This window comes from Hymenobacter sp. BT559 (assembly GCF_016427535.1).
Taxonomy (GTDB): Bacteria; Bacteroidota; Bacteroidia; order Cytophagales; family Hymenobacteraceae; genus Hymenobacter.
The window spans coordinates 358,118-379,055 of record NZ_JAELXV010000001.1 but is presented as its reverse complement, the minus strand read 5'-3'; the positions used below and the strand labels follow the sequence as shown (position 1 = coordinate 379,055).

Genomic DNA, 20,938 nt, shown 5'->3' with positions numbered 1-20,938 from the left:
GTTGGGATGATAGATGCCAGCCGCGGCGCAAGCGTTGCCATAATGACGAGCTAAATCAGAAAAAAACCATTTTAGCTTCATACAGCACTGCCGCCAGCTTCTGGTACGCCGCTTGCGCGCTACGTCCCGCCCCACTATCGCCCCCACAGGGCAAACGTTACGGCGACCTCCATAATAATTTACTGTTACCGGCCGGGCGGCGCGCGGCGGGTGAGCAAGGGGCTGGCACATGGCAGATGGCGCTGGGTGAAGACTGGGGCAAAGCTCCTAGGTACCCCCGCGCCCCGCGCTCCAAGCTATAAGTTGGCGCGTCCTAACTTATGATTTGGGCCGTGCCACTTCGCTGGGCGCCTGCTCCAGCAGTTTCTTAAATACGCGGTTAAACGTTGATTTAGAATTGAATCCACTCTCCAATGCCACGCCCACCAGCGAATAGTGCGCAAAGCGCGGGTCGGCCAGCTTGCGCCGGGCTTCGTGCACGCGGTAGGTGTTGACAAAGTCGTTGAAGTTTTGTCCACAGCCCGTATTGATGACTTTGGAGAGGAGCGCCGGGTTGGTGCGCAGGCGCTGGGCTAGCTCGGTCAGGGTCAGTTCGGGCTCCAGCCAGGGCTGCTCGTCGGCCATGAGGCGCAGCAGCCGCTCGCGCCAAGGCTCCAGCTCGGGTGGCAGCACGGCAGCCGCGGCGAGCGGGGTATCGGCTTTCCCTAGGTCTACCAAAGGAGCTTCCGTTACGTCAGGCGGGGTAGGCAAGCCAGGTGGCTCCTCTCCCAGTTCCTCGCGGGCGGGACCAGCTGGCTCAAAGCGCAGCGGGGTGGTGGCCGCCGCATAATTGGCCTGCACACCTACCACGATGAGGCCGTAGAGCAACAGCCCGCGCAGGGCAAAGTAATTCCAGGCTTCGTCGTAACCGAATCCGAGCGTGACATCCAGTAGCTCAAATACCAAGCTTAAGGTCCAACTCAGTACTTGTAGAATCAGCAGCTGCCGCAGCCCGGCAAAGCGCAGGCGCTCAGAATCCGAAAAATTATCATCGAGGTAGCGCGTGTAGCGGCGGTAACTGGCCAGCACCAGCCAGCTATACAGCGGCAGCAGCACATATATCGGGTAGCTCAGCAGCCAGTTGAGGCCGTCGAGCCATTGAGCCAACAGGCCTTTAGTGCCGAAATGGTAGGGCATGGGCTGCCCCCGCAGCCCATGCCACCACCCTAGGTCATAGGCCGCTGCCACTGTATACAAACCGATTTTGAGCAAGCCCGGCAGTAAGTGCCACCAAGCGCGCGGCCCCAGCCGAAACTCTTGGTTAGTAAGGCTGCGGAAGTATAGGTAGTAGCCCGGCCCCAGCAGCAGATTTAGCTGCCAAGGCACGTAGAACATAAAAGTGGAGTAGCCATTGTGGCTGTCGTACCAGCCAGCGTAGCCCAGCATCCACTGCGCGGCGCTGAGGGTAGGCACCGCTAGCAGCAGGGCCAGCAGTGCATCGGGCGGGGTGCTGCGCCGCCAGGCGCGCAGCAGCAGCCACAGCGTAGCGGCGGCACCTGGCACCACAAAAGGCAGAAGCAGCGAGCTACGCAAGCCAAACTGGAAAAGCATGAAGGCGAAAGTACAGGCCAGGCCAGCAAGCCGCAGCGGCTAAACATTCGGCTTAGTTTTGGGGTACTTCCCATCAGTCTTTGCCCGCCCCCATGAACATCCTGCGCCACGTCGACCTCACCCGCGTCTTTTTTGTTGATATCGAAACCGTGCCCGGCCACGCCACCCACGCCGAACTGCCCGAAGCCATGCACCCGCTATGGCAAAAATTCTGTGATAAGCGCCACGCCAAGGAGCTGGCCGATGGCCTGTCGCACGCCGATTTATTTGCCCACGGCGGCCTCTACGCTGAGTTTGGCAAAATCGTGTGCATCTCGGTGGGCTACTTCCGTGCGCTAAAAGACGAGACCTTAGAATTCCGAGTCAAGTCCTTTGCCGACGACGATGAGTGCGCCGTGCTCCGCGGCTTCGCCCAGCTACTGGGCGAGCGCGCGCCCTATGCCCCGCAGGCCCGCTACGCCAAGCTCGAAACCGCTGGCCCCGAAGGCTTTTACCTCTGCGCGCACAACGGCCGCGAGTTCGATTATGGCTACCTAGGGCGGCGCATGCTCATCTGCGGGCAAGCCATTCCGCCCATGCTCGACGTGGCCGGCCACAAGCCCTGGGACCTCCCCCACCTACTCGATACCATGGACCTCTGGAAGTTTGGCGACAACAAGGGCACCATCTCGCTGCCGCTGCTGGCAGGCGTGTTCGGCATTCCCTCCCCCAAAGACGATATCGATGGCTCGCTGGTAGCCCAGGTCTACTGGCAAGACAAGGACCTAGGCCGCATCGTAGAGTACTGCGAAGAGGACGTCATTGCCACCGCTCGCATCTTCTTACACTACGCGGGCCAAAAGGAGTTGTGGCCTGCTGTGCAACTCACACAGGTAGCGTGGACTGCCGCTCCTAGCCGCTGAGCTTGTAGCGCTAACTTCTACTTTTTTCCTTCTTAGGGCAGCCAAAAGGCTGCCCTTTTTTATTATAAACCTCTTAACTAATCCGCCCCTCTTCCCATCCTTAATACTATTTACGCATTTCAAGATATTTAAATTAAAATCTTATCACACTTTAAGTAAGTTATCATAATTCTTAATTTAATACCATAATAATAGATATTTATGTGCTTTTTATCTGCCTTTGATGATATTTACTGAATTTTAATCCTATATTTGTTTCACAATTATGAATTACCAAATAAGGTACTATTCCACTAGCAACCTTTTTCATCAATACAAAAAGTCATAAAATTAATTTTAACAGGCAGTGCCTGTTTTGTTAGCTGTGTACTACTAAAATCTATTTCACTATGCGTTTTACTTCTATTCGTTTATCATTATGGTTGGTGGGATTGCTAGTTGGGTTGTCGAGCCAACTAGCACAGGCGCAGGTTGCAGCTCCTAGCGAAGGAGGCGAAATTGAGGTTGTTGACATTACGGCTACCACTATGGAGCTGAACTTCGGCACTACGGGCACTGGGCAGGGCCGTGTAGTAGCCATTGCCAAAGCCCCCGGCAAAAGGCCCGTGATGCTTGCTGCTGTGGATGGCCAGTTTTATAAAGCGGCTCCTACCTATGCCAAAGGCGACTCCTTAGGTGAGGGATATGCCATTTACAATGGCGATGGTCACTCCATTACAGTTACGGGCTTACAGCCTAACACCCCTTATTATATTACGAACTCAGAATATAATACTGACGGCACCACTATTGCTTACAATACCTATGGTATCAGCGCTATAATAACCACCTCTAAGGTAGCTGCTGTTGCGCCTACTCCTCTACCTGTCGAGCTAACGTCCTTCACAGGCTCTATAGATGCGCAAAACATGGCTACCCTACGCTGGACTACTGCTTCTGAGCGCAACACCACTTACTTTGCGCTCGAACGCTCGATTGATGGCACCGCTTTTACCGAAGTTGGCCAGGTAGCCGCAGCTGGCAATAGCAGTCAATCAAAAGCTTATCGGTGGCTCGACCCGCAACGCCTTACGCGCCTCACTTATTACCGCTTACGGCAGGCCGACAATGACGGGACCATGCACTATAGCAGCGTTATCACCCTAGCGCCTACCCCGCTTGCAACTCGCTTAGTAGAAGTATATCCTAATCCAAGCGATGGCCAAGTAGTTAAGTTACTCCTACAGGGATATGAAGGAGAAACTATTGCGCTACGCTTGTTAGACTCGATGGGCCGCTCCGTGCTAGCTCAAACTCTCACTCCTGCCGAAGACCATTACGTAGTTCCACTCGCGTTACCCACTGGCTTAGCTACGGGCACCTATATCCTTACGCTAGCGGATAGCAGCCACCCTATTCAAAAACGCATTACTGTGTCCAACTAATTATGTTACTTGCATAGCAGTAGTATCCACTAAATATCATATTTAACTAATATCAGTGAATTTTATCCAGTAATATATATTTAATATTATTTTTTCCTCAATAAAAGGCCTCCCGGAGACGAGAGGCCTTTTTGCATATCAGACAGTTCTTATTACATAATTCAAAGGCCTCATAAGCAGATTCAGAGGTATCCATAAGTGATAGTGATATATCTAATTGTACTTCGCAATAGAAGACGAAGCAGTTGCATACGAGATAGGCTGTACAACTGAACTGTAGATAACTAATATCTTTTTGTATTACTCTAACCGCATCTCATGTTCGTCGTATATTTGGCTGTCAATTCCTTCCTGTTATTTCTTGACACCATGCAAAAACTTCTAAACAACAAACTTGCTTTTGCTATCCATTCAAAGCAGATTTTCTCCAACAGAGGCTGGCTAGTAGCCAGATTACTCTTAGTGCTGCTCAGCTTAGCGACTACTGCGCAAGCCGCCTCTTTTGGTAGCAACTACGTTACTATTGGGGGTTCCAATAGAGCAGCTAATGGCACCTACTTCACAAATAGCAATACCCTCGCTGGTAGCAATAGTGCTGCAAAGTCTTTTAGAGCTGTCGGTAATCTTGGTTCTTTTGACCGGGGCACTGGGAGCCTACTCTTGAGTGGTGAGGCAAACATTACCAATGAAAATGGCAATGGTAACGCAGCCGTCTCGGTAACACTCTCTTACCGCGTATACCCCGCCGGAACTCCTATTAGCGACAGACCCGACTTTACAGATGTATCGCTCTCCCGAAATAGCTCTACTGGAGGCGGTGCTAATGCTGTATCAAATTGGAAGACCCCTAGTACTTATCAATTATTAAGTGGTACTACTCCTAACACTGCTGGATATACACTCGAGCTGTTTTACCAAGTTACATCGGCAAGAGGAGCTATCCTTCTAGACAACAACAGCAACAATAATTACCTTGCTAATTTTAGAGTAACTGGTGCTGCTCCAGCAACTTGGACGGGTGCTACTAGCAACGATTGGTTCACAGATAGCAACTGGTCTACAGGCGTGCGCCCTAACTTTCAAACCGATGTTACAATAGCTCTAGGTAGCGCAACGAGGTATCCTACTATCTCGGGTACAGGTAATGTAGCTCAAGTACGCACTTTAACATTGGATAAAAGTAGGAATCCTAATTCTATCACCACCCTGCTAACACTTAACTCTGCTGACTTACAGGTATTTGGTGATTTTATAAATTCTAATAGTGGATTTAAGCAAAATTCTGGTTTCTTCACGTTAGCTGGTATTAATCAAACATTTGATGGCACTTCATTTACTGACTTCCGTATTAAAGGCGGTGGAGTAAAAACGCTTACTACTCAAATGAATATTTTGAATACGCTAACGTTCTATAATGACAATATGGGTGGTATTCCAGGTGGTATTCTAGCTACTAACACGGTCAGTGCTGATGATTATAATGTGACTTTAGCTACCTCCGGTGCCCAAATAGTGGGAGAAAGTGAGACAAGCTATGTATTAGGCATTCTACGAGCTATCAGGACACTTACTCGTGGCACTACCAATACGTATGGCAATATTGGTATAGACGTAAATGTATCTTTAGCTTCTCCGGAAGACCCTGGTTCTTCCATTGTGACTCGGCGTACTGGCTTATCTCTTGATGGTGCAGGACCTACTAGCACGAGCGCTAGTATTACACGAAACTTTACTTTTAGCGCGATAGACTTCCCTGATAACCAGATTTTCAGCCTTTCTTTTCGCTATTTGAATACTGAGCTAAACAGCCTGAATGCCGCCAATCTTGGCTTTTATCGTTCCATTAGCGGCGTTGCTCCTTTCGACAATCTGAATAGGACCAGCAGTAATCCAAGCACTAAAACGGTAGTTAGTGGCATCATCACGGGGTCTTTAGCGGCTACCTTCACGCTAGGTACGACTAACCTTCCGCTGCCTGTAACGCTGGTGAGCTTCACGGCTGCCCCTACGGCTCAAGGCGCTGCCATACTCCGTTGGGCTACCGCTACCGAAACCAATAACAAGGGCTTTGGTATCGAGCGGCAACTAGCTCATGGCGACACTTGGCAACCGGTAGGCTACCTAGCCTCGGGCAACAATGCCACTGGTGGCACCTACGAGTACACCGACAAGAGCCTAATCAACGCTGCTTCCACGCCGCAAGCCTACTACCGCCTGCGTCAGGAAGACCAAGACGGAACAGTTAGCTACTCGCCGGTAGCCGTGGTAGCCCGTCAAGCTGCAGTAGCTTCTACGGAACTGCTTCTGAGCCCCGTACCCGTAACGGGCTCTAACATCTCCCTGACGTTTGCTGAAGCTAGCCAAGCTGGCTCCGAAATCTCTATCATCAATACGCAGGGTCAGCGTCTATACAGCCAGACTACTCAAGCAAGCGGCAACGCGGCCTTGAGCCTACCGGTAGAGCATTTAGCTGCCGGCGTATACATCGTGAGTGTGCGTGTGCCAGGCCAAGCCGTTCGCCATGCCCGCTTCGTGAAGCTGTAAGTTTCTCTTCAGCTACAGACAAGCAAAGGCGCCCGTCGATATTCTTATCGGCGGGCGCCTTTGTTATATAGAATATATTTGGGTTTCCTTGAAATAGGTTGAGCTTTTAAGTCCTCTTGCAACAGCAAGATACATAGGAGAGCCCCAGCAGGTCGCTCCGCTGGGGCTCTCCTATGTAGGAAACAGTGTTTGCCGTTATTGAAACACTCTATTATGGTCAACTTATAAACTTAGCTCACTAGCTTACTGGCAAGCAGCTACCCTTATGCAATACAGGCCCTAGGTAGCGCTTACACCGCCACCTAGGGCTTCTTACACCTTCTGTCTATTGGCCTCCGTGTGCTTCGGCTGGCACTTGGCTGCTCTGGCTTCACTACCCAAGCAGGAGAAAGCACTGACTTGCACCTTGCTTACCAGTTGTCATCTACTGCCTTGCCCGTCATAGTCTGACGGATGGCCGAAGCTTGCTGCCGGCCGCTCCGCTGAATGGCTTCGATGGTTGACTGCAGCACGGGCTTAGGGTAGCCGGCATCGTCGAAAGTGAGGGCGTTGGGCGTAAGGTAGTTTTCGATGGGCGTTACGGCGCCCTGACCGGTGCTGCTATCGAAGGCAAAATTGGTAATCTGGTAGCGGAAGCGGCCGGGCTTCACTTGCACTATCACGGTGCGCCACAGCGGCACCTGCACATTAGCACCCAAGAAGTTTTGCATCACTAGCTCACTGGTTTTGCCGGTAAGCTTGCCCGCAGCTTCATTCTGCGTTTCAATCGTCATCTTGGTAGGGCCGGGCGCGGTGGCAAACCACTTCTTGGCGCGCGCATATAAGGTGGCCTGGCTGGCACCCGGCACCTGCACCACGCCCTGAAACGACACCTTGCGCGTGAGCGAATCCATGGGCAGCGGATTTACCCAGCCGTGGAGCTTTGGCAGCTTTACCTGGGCCTGCGCCGCCGTAAGCGAACCCAATGCCAGCAGCATTATCAGGAAATATTTCATGGGCAGGCTACGCAAACCCGTCGGCAATAGTTGACCCGGTTGCCTCCGGGCACCAGCAAGCACCCTAGGGGCAGGTAAGGCCCTTACCTACGCTCGGGCGCCGTGTAAGGGCAGAGGCTGCGGGTTGTGTCCCAACCACCTAAGCACTTTCACTTCCTTCTTGCCAGATACTATTTTACCCTTACTTACTCAACAGCTTACCTAGTTAATCAAAACGCTGATTTACAATCATATAATTAAATACAAAGCATTATATCCAGCTGCCAGCCCCAACTACCACGCCTACAAAAACTATTTTACACCCCATTTTTATCTAAATTCACCTCTGTTTCATTCGGTTTGGGTTATACCTTTACCACCAGCAACCGGCAGCGCTATTGAGGCTACTCAGATACTACGGTTAGCTTACCACTCCTCCTTTCCCACCCCCCTCACACTGGCCTATGCTGCCACTCCTACTCTCTTCGCATCTGCGAAACCATACCGTTTTTAAGCAACGGTCCCGAGCCAGCACCTTAGTGTGCTCCCTGCCCTCCGCCCCTACCCGGTAGTATAAAGGAAGCTTGTTTATGCCCGCACTCCTGCGGGTAGCATGGCGTCTTATACTTCTACGGACAGCTTCCTAAACCCATCCGGCCTAGGCTGATAGCAGGGTGCGCTGTCTATCACAGCGTTCACCAACATCTTCGGCACCCGGTCTTGTACTATTACTATAGCGCAAGCCCTCCTTGTTTTCTGGATTCAACCCTTCAGTGGCTCATCAGCCACAGGTTTACCTCAGCTAACACAATCGATTGTCTACTTTTTTCCACCCACCTTTTTTTCCCACCTATGAAAAGTACGTTACGCAATAGGCTGGTGCGCGGGGCTCTTGGCCAGTCCTTGCTGCCATTGGCTTGGTGTGCCTCCGTAGGCACTACGCTCAGTGCCTCTGCGGCGCCGAGCCCACTAGCTGCTCCTACCCTACCCGCGGTGGCTCATAACGCCGCCCCCTTTGCCGACATTGCGGTGCAGGGTGTTGTAACTGACAGCAAGGGCGAAGGCCTACCTGGGGTAAACGTTATCCTAAAAGGTACTTCGCAGGGCACTACCACCGATGAGCAGGGCCGCTATCGCCTGAAAGTACCCGAGCAGGGCTCGGTACTAGTATTCTCCTTCGTGGGCTTTACTAGCCAAGAGGTACCCGTGACGGGCGCTACTGCTGTGAACGTCAAGCTCGAAGCGCAAGACAAGTCGCTCGAAGAAGTAGTAGTAGTGGGCTACGGCACGCAGTCGCGCGCTACTGTAACTGGCGCCGTAGGCCAGGTAACGAGCCAGGAACTGGTACGCACGCCTGCTGTAGCGGCTACCAGCGCGCTGGCCGGCCGCATTCCGGGTATCACGGCCCGCCAGGGCGACGCCCGCCCCGGTGCCGGCACCAGCATCCAGATTCGTAACATGGGCTCTCCGCTCTATGTTATCGACGGCATTCAGTCAGAGGAAGGTCAGTTTAACAATCTGGGAATAAACGACATCGAAACTATTTCGGTGCTGAAAGATGCGTCGGCGGCCATCTACGGGATGCGCGCCTCCAATGGCGTAATCCTAGTGACGACCAAGCGCGGCAAGCTCGGCAAGCCGGTGATAAACCTGAACGGCTACTACGGCGTCCAAAACTTTACGAAGTACCCGCACCCGGCCAATGCTTACCAACACCAGCGCGGCCTGGTAGAGTCGGAGCAGAACTACGCTCAGATAGAGCGCCGGGCGCCCCGCCCCGTATCGGACCCCGTGTCGGGCAAGATTCTCACGGCCGAAGAGCTGGAAAAGTGGCGCCAAGGCACCGAGCCGGGCTACAAGAGCTACGACTACTACGACATGGTATTCCGGCCCAACGTGCCGCAGTACTACCTAAATGGCAATATCTCGGGGGCGTCCGATAACGTGACGTACTACCTCTCGGGCAGCTACCTCGACCAGAAGGCGCTTATTGAAGACAACTACTTCAAGCGCTACAATATGCAGGCCAACCTAGAGGCCAAGATAAACCCGCACTTCCGCGTTGGCACGCAGTTGTATGGCCGCGCCGAGTATCGTCACACCGCGGGCGTTCCGGGTCTCGATGACTACTTCAACCCGTTCTTGAGCGTGTTCTCAATGTGGCCCACTGAGGCCCCCTACGCCAACGACAACCCGCTCTACATCAACCAGACGCACAACATCAACGTGAACCCGGCTACCTATAAGGAGTCGATTACGGGTTATTGCGACGATGACTGGCGGGCTGGCAAAATCAACCTGTATGGACAGTACGACTTCTCGTTCGGGCTTACTGTAAAGGCTACCGGCTCTTACAACTATACGACCAACACCTTCAACGGCTTCGAATACACCTACAACGGCTACCGCTACAACCCCACGGCCCAGACCTACGACTTGGTGCCCGGTGGCGGCAACCAGAACCCCTGGCGCGAGCAGCGCCGCCGCGCCGTTATCGAGCGCACCGGGCAGCTTCAGCTGATTTATAACAAGCAGTTGGGCGACCACGGCCTAAGCGCCACAGCGGTGTATGAGCGCTACGACACCGACAACCGCTACAACATCGTGCACACGGTGCCGCCCAACAATACGATTCCTATTCAGTACTTCGCCAATCAGGACTACCTGCTTGATGAAGTTTTTGAGTCAGCCCGTGCGGGCTACGTAGGCCGTTTGGCTTACAACTACAAGCAGAAGTACCTGCTCGAAGGCCTAGGGCGCTACGATGGCTCTTACCTGTACCGGGCCGATAGTCGCTTCGGCTTCTTCCCCGCCGTTACGGCCGGTTACCGTGTATCGGAAGAAAACTTTCTCAAAAACAGTGGTGTAGGCCGTGTACTCACCGAGCTGAAGCTGCGCGGCAGCTACGGCGTAACGGGTAGCGATGCTATCGACCCTTACCGGTATCTACAAGGGTACGACTTTAGCAGTGGAGCCTCGATATTCAATGGCACCTATACTATTGGGGTACGGCCGCGCGGCCTGCCTATTACGACCCTTTCGTGGGTACGCAATAAAACTTCCAACCTAGGTGTCGATTTTGGTTTGTTTGGAGGCAAGCTCTCGGGTACATTCGATATCTTCCGCCGCCGCCGCGAGGGGCTACCAGGCCTCGACCCCAATATTGTTTTGCCACGGGAAGTGGGGTATGACCTCTACAACGAAAACCGCAACTCTGACGAAACGAAGGGCTTGGAAGGCGGCCTAATCTATTCGGGCGTTACCTCGCAAGGCCTCTCGTTCTCGGTAGGCGCCCATGCCACGCTGGCGCGCCGCTTTGACCTAGGCTACAGCCAGCGGTTTAGCAACTCCTTCGACCGCTACCGCAACAGCTACTACAGCCGCTGGGGCGACGTAGGCTGGGGCTACCAAGCCATCGGCCAGTTTCAGTCAGAGCAGGAAATTGCCGACCACCGCATAGACAACGACGGCCAAGGCAACCGCACCCAGCTGCCAGGCGACATTATCTATAAGGACGTAAACGGCGACGGGGTTATCAACAACCTCGATGAGCGCCCCATTGGCTACATCCAAGGTGGCAACCCACTAGTGACCTACGCCCTCAACACTAGCCTAGGGTACAAGAACTTCACGCTCAACTTCGACATTATCGGGGCTGGCATGCAGACCTACCAGCGCGAGTATGAGCTGCTGATTCCGTTCCAGAACAACGGCACCTCGCCCAACTACATCCTCGAAGACCGCTGGCACCGCGCCGACCCCTACAACGCCGATAGCCCTTGGGTACCAGGGAAGTACCCGGCCATCCGGCGCGATGCAGGCGGCTCGTCTAACTTCAACCGCCGCAGCTCTTTCTGGATTAAGACCGTGCGCTACGTGCGCCTACGCAATGTGGAGCTAGCTTATAACCTACCCAAGCCCTGGCTAACTAAAATCGGCTTCTCAGGAGTGCGGGTGTACGTGAACGCTACCAACCTAGTGACCTTCAGCACGCTTGACGACATTGATATCGACCCAGAAATCACCTCTACCAACGGCCTAGGCTACCCGCCCCAGCGCCTGATTAACACAGGTTTCTCGGTCTCTTTCTAAGCCCTCCCACCCATGAAATTTTCCTTCAAAACGCTTGCACTGAGCTCTGGTCTACTACTAGGCCTTGGCACCAGCTGCCAGAAAGATTTCCTAGACCGCACCCCGCCGAATATCATTCTAGACTCGCAGATTTGGAATGACCCCGGCCTGATTACGGGCTTGCTGGCCAACTACTACGACCGCTTGCCGGTACACACCACCATCTACAACAACTGGGCTGAGTACGCAGCCTATGATGAGGCTATGTGGTCGGGCAATGGCAACGGCCCCAATGACCGGTTCAGCTACGGCTCTGGTAGCTGGGGTAACTGGGACTATGGCCTTATCCGCGACATTAACCTGGCACTGAATGGTATCGACCAGTTCAGCACCGCGCTCACTACGGCACAGAAAGACCAGTTTAAGGCAGAACTTCGCTTTTTACGGGCTTACATGTACTTCGAGCTAGGTAAGCGCTATGGGGGCGTGCCCCTGGTCACGGAGCAGCTCATTTACAACTTCGATGGCAACGTGACACCCTTGCAGGTGAAGCGCAGCAAAGAAACCGAGCTGTACGACTTTGTAGCCAGCGAATTAGATGCTATCAAGGGTACGCTAGGCAATGGCGGCAGCGTGACGCGGGCCAACCGCTACACGGCAATGGCTGTCAAGTGCCGGGCCATGCTCTACGCGGGCTCTATCGCTAAGTACAACGCGCAGTCGGGCCTCAACATCCAGACCAGCGGCGGCGAAGTCGGCATTCCGGCCAGCCTAGCAAACACTTACTACCAGAAGGCCCTCGACGCGGCCAAGGAAGTAATGGCCGGCCCTTATTCGCTTTACCGCACCAACCCTAACCTAGGCGAGAACTTCTACGAGGCCATCACGCGCAAGAATGCCAACTCGGAGGTTATCTGGGTGAAGGACTTCTTGACGGCTAAGGACTACCGCCACGGCTTCAGCTACGACAACATTGCGCGGGGCATCCGCGAGGACAACCTAGGCTCTTCGTCGCTTTCGCCTATTCTCAACTTGGTCGAGGCGTACGAGTACCTAGATGGTACCACCGGCACTCTCCGCACGCAGAACGCGGCCGGTACCGACTACATCTACTACGACAACCTCAGCGGCCCCTTCGCCAATAAGGATGCTCGCTTGTACGGCACTATTATCTATCCTGGCACTACCTTCAAAGGCCAGGATGTTCAGCTGCAAGCTGGCGTAAAGGTTTGGAACGCTGCCAACAACTCGTACCAGACCATTGAGGGTGGCCTGAGCACCGTGTATGGCGGAAGTGCCTTCCCCAACGGCGATAACAAGCTGCTGACGGGTAGCTCGGGGCCGCAGGCTAGCCAGCCTGAGGTTTCTAACTCGGGTTTCTACCTGCGCAAGTTTATTGACTCGGGCGCGGGCACCAGCAGCCGCGGTATTCGCAGCGATACGTGGTGGGTACGCTTCCGCCTGGCCGAAGTACTGCTCAACGCCAGCGAAGCAGCCCTAGAGCTGGGCAATACCGCCGAGGCGCTCACCTACGTGAACCGCGTGCGCGAGCGGGCCGGCTTCGGGGCCAATAGCCTCACGACCCTCAACCTGGCGCGCCTCCAAAACGAGCGCCGCGTAGAGCTGGCCTTCGAAGACCACCGCCTCTGGGACCTCAAGCGCTGGCGCATTGCGCACCAAGTGTGGAACGGCGACAACAACAACCCCACGGCCGTGGCCTACGTGCTGTTTCCATACCGTGTAGTGCGCCCCGGCAGCGCCATGGATGGCAAGTATGTGTTTGACAAGCGAGTGGCGCCGCGCTACCGCACCCCCCGCAACTTCCAGACCTTCAATTACTATACGTTTATCGGCAACGATATTCGCAATCGTAATCCTTTAATCGTTCGCAACCCCTTCGAATAACTGCTCCCACCCATGAAACGATTTACATTGACTATATTGGCTGGGCTGGGACTGCTGGCCGCCAGCTGTGAAAAAGACAACTACTCGCCACCAGAATCGCAGTTGACCGGGCGCGTAACCTTCCAGAACGAGACTGTGGGCGTACGGGGCCAGGGTGGCGTACAGCTCGAGCTATGGCAGCGCGGCGAGTTCTTCCGCAATAAGATTCCGGTGTACGTAGCGCAAGATGGTACCTACTCAGCTACCCTCTTCGATGGCGAGTACAAGCTGACTCGCCTGCGCGACAACGGCCCATGGGTAAACAACACCGACAGTATTACGGTGCAGGTAAGCGGCAACACAATAGTAGATGTACCCGTGCAGCCCTACTTTGTAGTGCGCAACGCCACCATTGCCAAGTCGGGCACGGCCATCACGGCGAGCTGCCAGGTAAGCCAGGCCACGGCGGGCCGCGCCATCGAGTCCGTCACGCTCTTCGTCAACAACGGGCAGTTTGTAGACACCAACAACAGCCTCGTAGGGCGCACCACCAAGTCGGGTAACGACGTGGCCAACCTAGCGCAGCCGCTGACGTTCTCGCTGACGCTCCCCAGCACGGCGCGCAACGCGGTGTACGCTCGCATTGGCGTGAAAACCCAAGGAGTAAATGAACTGTACTACTCGCCGGTACAGAAGATTACGCTGTAATCGCTTACTGCCTAACTAAAAAAGCCCCCTACTTAGCTGTAGGGGGCTTTTTTTAATTTAAGCAACGGTGCTTAACCGAGCTTACGACACCAGGCTTTAGTTCAGCGAGGCGGTATCAATTACGAAGCGGTATTTCACGTCGCCTTTCAGCATGCGCTCGTAGGCTTCGTTGATATCCTGAATTTTAATCAACTCGATGTCGGACATGATGTTGTGCTCGGCGCAGAAGTCAAGCATCTCCTGCGTTTCGGCGATGCCCCCGATGAGCGAGCCCGCAATGCGACGGCGCCCCGAAATGAGGTTGAACGCGTGGATGTGCGGCGCCTCCGAAGGCACACCTAGCAGAATCATGGTGCCATCGCGGCGCAGCAGGTTCACGTAGGTGGCCAGGTCGAGCTGAGCCGATACGGTGTTGATAATGAAGTCGAAGTAGTTACCTACCGACTTCAGCTGCTCGGCATCCTTGGTTACCACAAACTTGTGGGCACCTAGGGCCTTGGCATCGGCCTCCTTGTTAGCTGAGGTGCTGAGCACGGTTACTTCGGCACCTAGGGCGGCGGCAAACTTCACGGCCATGTGGCCGAGGCCACCCAGGCCCATCACGGCTACGCGGTGGCCGGGACCCACTTTCCACTGGCGCAGGGGCGAGTAGGTGGTGATGCCGGCGCATAGCAGCGGCGCCACGCGGGCCAGGTCGAGCTTGTCGCTCACTTTGAGGGTGTACTTCTCATCCACTACAATCTGCTGCGAGTAGCCGCCGTAGGTGGGCTGGCCGGTGCCTATTTCGCGGGCGTTGTAGGTACCAATCATGCCCGTCACTTCGCAGTACTGCTCCAGGCCTTCCTGGCAGCTGGGGCAAGTGCGGCACGAGTCGACCATGCAGCCTACGCCGGCTAGGTCGCCTACTTTAAAGTTTTTCACGTGGTCGCCCACGGCCGTTACGCGGCCCACGATTTCGTGGCCGGGTACCATTGGGAAGATAGAGCCACCCCACTCGTCGCGTATTTGGTGCAGGTCGGAGTGGCACACGCCGCAAAATAGAATTTCAATTTGCACGTCGTGGGCGCCGGGGGCGCGGCGCTCCAGCGAGAACGGCTCCAGCGGAATATTAGCCGCGGGGGCCGCGTAAGCTTTGGTAGTGGACATTTGCTGTCTGGTTTGGTATTAGAAGAGTAAGCCTACAAAAACGCCGTGGCCGCCCGGCGGGCAGCAACGGCGCTTGCGTAGATAGTGCGAGGATAACCCGACCTAGGCGGCCTTTGTTTGCGAAGCGGCCAGGGCCTCGCCTACCAACTGCCGCATGCGAGCCAACGACTCGCGCGCAAACCGCCGCTGGAGGCGCCGGCCAAAGAGCTTGAAGCCCAACCAGTAAAAAGGATTACGGATGCGCCCGGTCTGCGACACGGCATGGATGCGAAATTGCACCGCGCCAGTAGTCAGGTTTTTGTGAATGGTGAAGTCAATCTGCCCGCGCTCGAAGTGGCCTTCCAGCGTGCGGTAACCATAGCCCCACACCCGCTCGGGGCCGTCGGGGGTAGCGCGCGCTTCTTCGTCGGTCACTTCGCTCACGCGCACCCCAAACCAAAACGAAAACCCCAGGAACCGTGCTCGCAGCAGCATCACGCGGTTTTCGAGTGGGGTGTCGGGCTTGAAGATGCCCGTGATGAGGCTGGGCGGCGGAAAGGCATAGCGCCGCAGCACGTCTTGCGCCGCCGCGAAGGCGCCGTGCGCCGTGGGCGGGCCGGGTGCTTCGGCGGGCAAGTCGGTAGCGTAGTCGTCGATGCGCCAGCCGGTCTCGCTGGTATACTCGCTCTGGCGCGAAAAGTCGTAGTTGACCTTGGCATCGGCGTAGCTGGCCAGGCGGGCTTTATACTGCTCCCACAGCGGCGGCTTATCCATTTACTAATGAGTCATTAACAATGAGCAGCTACTAACTATCTATTAGCTGCGGTGCTGGTGGTCGGTGGTGCCGTCGGGCGTACGGCGCATGGTATCGACCACTACGGCACCTAGGGCCTGCCCCCCACTTGCGGCCGCCACGCGCTGGCAAAACGCCACCCACGTGGCCTCCTGCACCAGCAGCCCGCCCCCGATGGTGTCGTAGGCAAACGCCACCAGCCCGTCGCGCGAGCGGGCTCGCGACCGGATTTCGAAGCGCAGCTCGCCGGGCCGCTCGTCGAGGTAATGCGCCTCGAAGCGAATGCGGCCGGCCTCGGGGTGGCCTTCTAGGGTAATAAACTCGAAGGACGTAGGCCCTACGTCGGTCACGCGCACGCTGCCGTTCCAGGGGCCTAGAATTTTGATGCGGAATTCGTCGCCCACGCGCAGCGGCGCGTTTTCGGCGCCTTCTTCCTTCTTGAAATCGGCCAGTAGCTCGGGCGAAAAGTGCGGCAAATCGGCCTGCACCTGCGTCATGAGCTGCGTAGGCGACAGGCGCGGGCGCTCTAGGTCGATGTAGTAGCGCCGCTCGAGCCAGGGGCCCGAGCCAGTGTTGGCCGGTTGTTCGGCATGCGAGAGGTCTGCCACGTTAGTAGAGTTAAGAGTTAGCGGTCGGACAACCTTTCCAGTCATCTTCCCATATGGTGTTTGTGTTCGCTAACGCGCTCAGAAAGGTTGTCCTGCGGGCCAACTCACAACTTTTAACTCCTAACTCTTAACACTAACAACGTGGCTTATTTCCGTCCGCCCGGCCCGGCGCCCGACCCAGCACTGGTGCGCAGCCTCACCCAGCAGCAGCACGAGCTGCACCAGCGCCTGCGCGCCGAGCCCTTGCCCCAGCTCCCGCGCCTGATTGCGGGCTGCGACTCGTCGTTTCCGACGCCCGACACCATTCTATCGGTGTTTGTGGTCCTGAAATTTCCGTCCCTCGAACTGGTGGAGAAGGTTTACAGCTATGGCCCTGTGCCGCTGCCCTACATTCCGGGGCTGCTCTCGTTTCGGGAGGCGCCCAACGTGGTGCAGGCCTTTGCCAAGCTGCAGCACAAGCCCGACGTGATAATGGTAGATGGCCATGGCGTGGCGCACCCGCGCCGCATGGGCATTGCGGCCCACCTAGGCGTGCTGCTCGACATGCCCACCTTTGGCGTGGCCAAAAACAAGCTCACGGGCACTTTTGCCGAGCCCGGCCCCACCAAGGGCGACCAGTCCCCCCTTACCGATGCCCGCACCGGCGAGTTGCTGGGCCAGGTGCTGCGCAGCAAAGACCGGGTGCTACCCCTGTTCGTGAGCGCCGGCCACCGCTGCGACCTGCCCACCGCCACCGAGCTTACTCTGGCTTGCCTGCGCGGCTACAAGCTGCCCGAGCCCACTCGCCTAGCCGACCACTGGGCCGAAGAGTTTAAGCAAGAGGTGCGCTAGCCAACGGCGAACTGGGCGACGTGTTCGAGGCATTGGGCGGTGAAATAAGCTTTATGGTACCCTAGGAGGGCATATTTTCGGGTAGCAAGGACGCGGGCGCATGGGGAGCTGGGGCAGCGCCTTTATCTTTGATTGGCCTGCGCTGGCTGCGAAGCTATTCTTTTTGCGAGTAGCACTATTTTGGGGCTTTGCCCCGGAGCTAGCCAGCAGCCAGCCCCCACGTGCAGCGTACTTCCTCCCGCTTTTATGCCTAAGTTTTATTCTTTACTAGCCGGGTGCTGGCTCGCCGTGCTGGCGCTGGGCGCCCGGCCCGCGGCGAGCCAGGCCCTACCGAAACTCGGCCCGCGCACCTGCGCCACCGACCTAGCCAACGACTTGCAGCAAAAGCATTTGCAAAAGCTCATTCCGGGCTACAAACCGGCGGCGGCCACGAAGACGCAGCGCCCTACTGGCCTGCGCACCACGGCTGTGACGTACACACTACCCGTTGTCGTGCACGTCATCAACGACGGCGAGCCCGTGGGGGTAGGCACCAATATCAGCCAGGCGCAAGTGCAGTCGCAGCTAGATGTACTGAACGAAGACTACCGCAACCGCAATACCGATGGCACGCTGGTACCGGCCGCTTTTCAGCCACTGCGCAGCGATATGCAGGTGCAGTTTGTGCCGGCCAGTATCGACCCCAACGGTAACGTGATGGCCGAGCCGGGTATTGACCGGATTAACCGCAACACCAAAGGTTGGAATGCCCCCCCGTACGGGTCTACTACCTCGCTGAGCTACATTGAAAATACCATCAAGCCCGGCTCGTACTGGAACCCCGACCGCTATATCAACATCTGGGTGATGAACCTGGGTGGCGGGCTGCTCGGCTACGCGCAGTTTCCGGATAATACCGCCAACCTAGGGGGCCTGAGCGGCCTAGGTGGCTCGGCGGCCACCGATGGGGTCGTTATCCTGTACGTGGCCTTTGGGCGGGTGGGCACGCTGGCCGCGCCCTACAACAAGGGCCGGACCCTGACGCACGAGTTGGGCCACTGGTTTGGGCTGCGCCACATCTGGGGCGACGACGAGCGCTTGAGCGATACGTGCAGCGGCTCGGACTACGCCGACGATACGCCCAACCAAGCGGTGCAGAACTACGGCTGCCCCACTTTCCCGCACGTAACCTGCTCCAACGGCCCCAACGGCGACCTGTTCATGGACTACATGGACTATGTCGATGATGGCTGCATGCAGCTGTTTTCAGCTTCCCAAAAAGACCGGCTACAAGCCGTAATGGCCGCTGGCACCCCGCGCCGCAGCATACTAGCTACCTCTACCGTGGCCTGCCCCAATGGGGTGGTGGCCGCCACTGCCACTAACAGCGGCGCCGTGTGCCCCGGCAGCACCGTAACCCTTGCGGCCACTGGCCCGGCCGGCGCCACCTACAGCTGGACCGGCCCCAACAACTATACCAGCACCCAGCAAAACCCCGTGCTGGCCAATATCACAACGGAGATGGCGGGCACCTACACCGTGCAAGTATCGGTGAATACTGGCGCCTGCCCGGCCAAGGTGAGCACTACGGTCGTGCTATATCCGGCGCCACCTGTTCCGGCGCTGGCTACCACGGCCACCTCGCTTTGCCCTGGCACCGTCGCTACGCTATCGGCTACCAACCTGATAGCAAGTGCGCTACCTAACGAAAACTTTAATGGCGCAGCCACGGGCTGGACTATTACCAATACGGGCACGCCCACCACGGGCTGGCAGTACCGCACGGCCTACTCGTACACTAGCACCTACGTTGACTTGAGCAATTACTCGCTCGATGGCACCCGGTTTGTGCTAGCCAATTCTGACATTGGCGACGCGGGCTCCGTCACTAATACTACCCTAGTTTCGCCGGCCTTCAGCACGCAGGGCTACAGCAGCTTGCAGCTGAGCTTCTTGCAGCGCCTAGCTTACCAAACGGGCGACGTGGCCGTGGTAGAAGCCTCTACCGATGGCACCACCTGGACGGCCGTGACCAGCTACACCACCGACCAAGGCACGGTGAGCGCCCCCACTACCAGCACCGTGGACCTCAGCGCATTTAGTAACAAGCCTAGGGTGCAGGTGCGGTGGCGCTACGCCACCAGCTGGGCCTACTACTGGGCCCTAGACAATGTGCAGTTTAGCGGCAGCCAACCCACCCCGAGCTATGCCTGGAGCGTGGTGAGCGGCGATGGCCTGCCGGCCGTAACTACCACCCCTACCGTAACCGTAGCGCCTACCCAAACCTCAGTGTACCGCCTCACGGTGAGCTACCCCGGCGTGGCCTGCACCTCGTCGGCCACCATTAGCGTCATCGTGTCGCTGCCCACCTGGAACGGCACGGCGGGCAATGGCAACTGGTTTGATGCCGGCAACTGGACGGGCTGCGTGCCCACCCGCAACTTGGACGCGACCATTCCGGCCGGCCTCACCACTCCCTACCCCACCATCAGCAGCGGCACGGCCGAAGTACGCAACCTTACGCAGCAAGGCCAGTTGGCCATGACGGGCGGCGAGCTAGCCCTGTACGGCGACCACCTAGGGGCCGGTAACCTAGCGCTGAGCGGTGGTGCCGTAGCCACCCGCGGCACCGGCGCCCAAAGCCTGCGGGCAGCCACTTACGCCACTCTCCTCATCGGGGGCACCGGCACTAAAACGATAGGGGCCGCCACTATTGGTACTACCCTTAGCCTGGCGGGCGCCCTGCTCAGCACGGGTGCGGCCACCGTTACGCTGGCTCCTGCCGCCACCATTACCGAAACCGATGCCAGCTACGTGCTTGGCAGGGTGCAGACCACCCACGACCTAGGTGCCACCACCGACGACTTTGGCGGCCTAGGCGCGAGCATTATCACTCCCGTAGCCCTCGGCGCTACTACCGTGGCGCGCACCACCGGCCAGCCGCAGGGCACGGGCACCAATCTCAGTATCAGTCGCTACTACGACATCACGCCCACTAGCCGCAGCTTGCAGGGCGCTACGCTGGTGCAGCGCTACCTGCCCCACGAGTTAGGCGGCCTAGCCGAATCGCAGCTGATTATGTTCCGCTCGGCCGACGCGGGTGCCACCTGGAGCAACGAAGGCGCCACCCAGCGCGACCCCGGCGCCCGCTTGGTAAGCCGCAATTTTGTGACTGACTTGCGGGGCCGCTGGACCCTAGGTAGCACTACGGCGCCGCTTACGCCGGCCACTATTCAGTATACCATTTCGGCGCTGCCCGTACCGTTTACCGATGCAGGATTGTCGCTGCTCGTAACCACGCCCACGGCCGGGCCGCTGCAAGTGAAGATGTACGACGTGCTCGGCCGCACCCTTTACAACCACTCGGTGGCCAATGTAGAAGTGGGCACTAGCACCGTGCAGCTGCCTAATTCGGGCAGCCTGCAGCCTGGCAAATACATTTTGCACGTGCAGCAAGCCAATCAAGAAATGCGCTTCAACGTGGTGCGCGGACAGTAACCACAGT

13 protein-coding genes are annotated in these 20,938 nt (G+C 56.8%); 8 read left to right on the top strand and 5 right to left on the bottom strand.

Translation table 11 applies throughout. The annotated features are described in order from the left end of the window. Positions 1-318 precede the first annotated feature (318 nt). On the bottom strand, positions 319-1,590 hold the full coding sequence (locus tag JAO77_RS01620) for a helix-turn-helix domain-containing protein (RefSeq protein WP_198988528.1): 1,272 nt from the start codon (positions 1,588-1,590) through the stop codon (positions 319-321). Positions 1,591-1,682: 92 nt separating this feature from the next. Here JAO77_RS01620 and JAO77_RS01615 point away from each other — a divergent pair, with 92 nt between their 5' ends. The 3 genes from JAO77_RS01615 (at position 1,683) to JAO77_RS01605 (ending at position 6,460) form a co-directional block, all read left to right on the top strand. After that, the gene (locus tag JAO77_RS01615; RefSeq protein WP_198988527.1) at positions 1,683-2,492 is read left to right on the top strand and encodes a ribonuclease H-like domain-containing protein; all 810 of its coding nucleotides are present in this window, start codon (positions 1,683-1,685) and stop codon (positions 2,490-2,492) included. 389 nt (positions 2,493-2,881) lie between these two features. Beyond that, positions 2,882-3,916, top strand: a complete 1,035-nt coding sequence (locus JAO77_RS01610; protein WP_198988526.1) for a T9SS type A sorting domain-containing protein — start codon at positions 2,882-2,884, stop codon at positions 3,914-3,916. Positions 3,917-4,285: 369 nt separating this feature from the next. Continuing rightward, on the top strand, positions 4,286-6,460 hold the full coding sequence (locus tag JAO77_RS01605) for a T9SS type A sorting domain-containing protein (RefSeq protein ID WP_198988525.1): 2,175 nt from the start codon (positions 4,286-4,288) through the stop codon (positions 6,458-6,460). Positions 6,461-6,870: 410 nt separating this feature from the next. Here JAO77_RS01605 and JAO77_RS01600 read toward each other — a convergent pair whose 3' ends face one another. Further along, positions 6,871-7,455 carry a DUF4468 domain-containing protein gene (locus JAO77_RS01600; RefSeq protein WP_198988524.1) on the bottom strand — a complete coding sequence of 195 codons (585 nt, stop codon included), beginning with the start codon at positions 7,453-7,455 and terminating at the stop codon, positions 6,871-6,873. Positions 7,456-8,286: 831 nt separating this feature from the next. Between JAO77_RS01600 and JAO77_RS01595 the strand changes: the two genes are divergently transcribed. The 3 genes from JAO77_RS01595 to JAO77_RS01585 are packed head-to-tail and all read left to right on the top strand — an operon-like array spanning position 8,287 to position 14,097. Beyond that, complete coding sequence (locus JAO77_RS01595) at positions 8,287-11,526, top strand: SusC/RagA family TonB-linked outer membrane protein (RefSeq protein WP_198988523.1); 3,240 nt, start codon at positions 8,287-8,289, stop codon at positions 11,524-11,526. 12 nt (positions 11,527-11,538) lie between these two features. Next, on the top strand, positions 11,539-13,410 hold the full coding sequence (locus JAO77_RS01590) for a RagB/SusD family nutrient uptake outer membrane protein (protein ID WP_198988522.1): 1,872 nt from the start codon (positions 11,539-11,541) through the stop codon (positions 13,408-13,410). A gap of 12 nt (positions 13,411-13,422) precedes the next feature. After that, positions 13,423-14,097 carry a DUF3823 domain-containing protein gene (locus tag JAO77_RS01585; protein ID WP_198988521.1) on the top strand — a complete coding sequence of 225 codons (675 nt, stop codon included), beginning with the start codon at positions 13,423-13,425 and terminating at the stop codon, positions 14,095-14,097. A 96-nt stretch (positions 14,098-14,193) separates the two neighbouring features. On the opposite strand, the gene JAO77_RS01580 is transcribed toward JAO77_RS01585, so the two are convergent. The 3 genes from JAO77_RS01580 to JAO77_RS01570 all read right to left on the bottom strand — a co-directional run bounded on the left by JAO77_RS01580 (position 14,194) and on the right by JAO77_RS01570 (position 16,623). Then, positions 14,194-15,243, bottom strand: coding sequence for an NAD(P)-dependent alcohol dehydrogenase (locus tag JAO77_RS01580; protein ID WP_198988520.1), 1,050 nt, complete (start codon positions 15,241-15,243; stop codon positions 14,194-14,196). A 102-nt stretch (positions 15,244-15,345) separates the two neighbouring features. Beyond that, complete coding sequence (locus JAO77_RS01575; protein WP_198988519.1) at positions 15,346-15,996, bottom strand: DUF1990 domain-containing protein; 651 nt, start codon at positions 15,994-15,996, stop codon at positions 15,346-15,348. A gap of 42 nt (positions 15,997-16,038) precedes the next feature. Further along, on the bottom strand, positions 16,039-16,623 hold the full coding sequence (locus JAO77_RS01570; protein ID WP_370549471.1) for a DUF1990 family protein: 585 nt from the start codon (positions 16,621-16,623) through the stop codon (positions 16,039-16,041). A gap of 141 nt (positions 16,624-16,764) precedes the next feature. Between JAO77_RS01570 and nfi the strand changes: the two genes are divergently transcribed. Together nfi and JAO77_RS01560 are read left to right on the top strand one after the other, a co-directional pair. Continuing rightward, positions 16,765-17,454 carry a deoxyribonuclease V gene (gene nfi, locus JAO77_RS01565; RefSeq protein WP_198988517.1) on the top strand — a complete coding sequence of 230 codons (690 nt, stop codon included), beginning with the start codon at positions 16,765-16,767 and terminating at the stop codon, positions 17,452-17,454. A 246-nt stretch (positions 17,455-17,700) separates the two neighbouring features. Continuing rightward, on the top strand, positions 17,701-20,931 hold the full coding sequence (locus JAO77_RS01560; protein ID WP_198988516.1) for a M43 family zinc metalloprotease: 3,231 nt from the start codon (positions 17,701-17,703) through the stop codon (positions 20,929-20,931). The last annotated feature ends 7 nt before the right edge of the window (positions 20,932-20,938 follow it).

Bases quoted from the DNA above. Each gene is read 5' to 3' on its own strand.
- JAO77_RS01575 (WP_198988519.1), bottom strand. From the start codon at position 15,996: ATGGATAAGCCGCCGCTGTGGGAGCAGTATAAAGCCCGCCTGGCCAGC.
- JAO77_RS01595 (WP_198988523.1), top strand. From the start codon at position 8,287: ATGAAAAGTACGTTACGCAATAGGCTGGTGCGCGGGGCTCTTGGCCAG.
- JAO77_RS01620 (WP_198988528.1), bottom strand. From the start codon at position 1,590: ATGCTTTTCCAGTTTGGCTTGCGTAGCTCGCTGCTTCTGCCTTTTGTG.
- JAO77_RS01600 (WP_198988524.1), bottom strand. From the start codon at position 7,455: ATGAAATATTTCCTGATAATGCTGCTGGCATTGGGTTCGCTTACGGCG.
- JAO77_RS01615 (WP_198988527.1), top strand. From the start codon at position 1,683: ATGAACATCCTGCGCCACGTCGACCTCACCCGCGTCTTTTTTGTTGAT.
- JAO77_RS01605 (WP_198988525.1), top strand. From the start codon at position 4,286: ATGCAAAAACTTCTAAACAACAAACTTGCTTTTGCTATCCATTCAAAG.
- JAO77_RS01580 (WP_198988520.1), bottom strand. From the start codon at position 15,243: ATGTCCACTACCAAAGCTTACGCGGCCCCCGCGGCTAATATTCCGCTG.
- JAO77_RS01585 (WP_198988521.1), top strand. From the start codon at position 13,423: ATGAAACGATTTACATTGACTATATTGGCTGGGCTGGGACTGCTGGCC.
- JAO77_RS01610 (WP_198988526.1), top strand. From the start codon at position 2,882: ATGCGTTTTACTTCTATTCGTTTATCATTATGGTTGGTGGGATTGCTA.
- JAO77_RS01560 (WP_198988516.1), top strand. From the start codon at position 17,701: ATGCCTAAGTTTTATTCTTTACTAGCCGGGTGCTGGCTCGCCGTGCTG.
- JAO77_RS01590 (WP_198988522.1), top strand. From the start codon at position 11,539: ATGAAATTTTCCTTCAAAACGCTTGCACTGAGCTCTGGTCTACTACTA.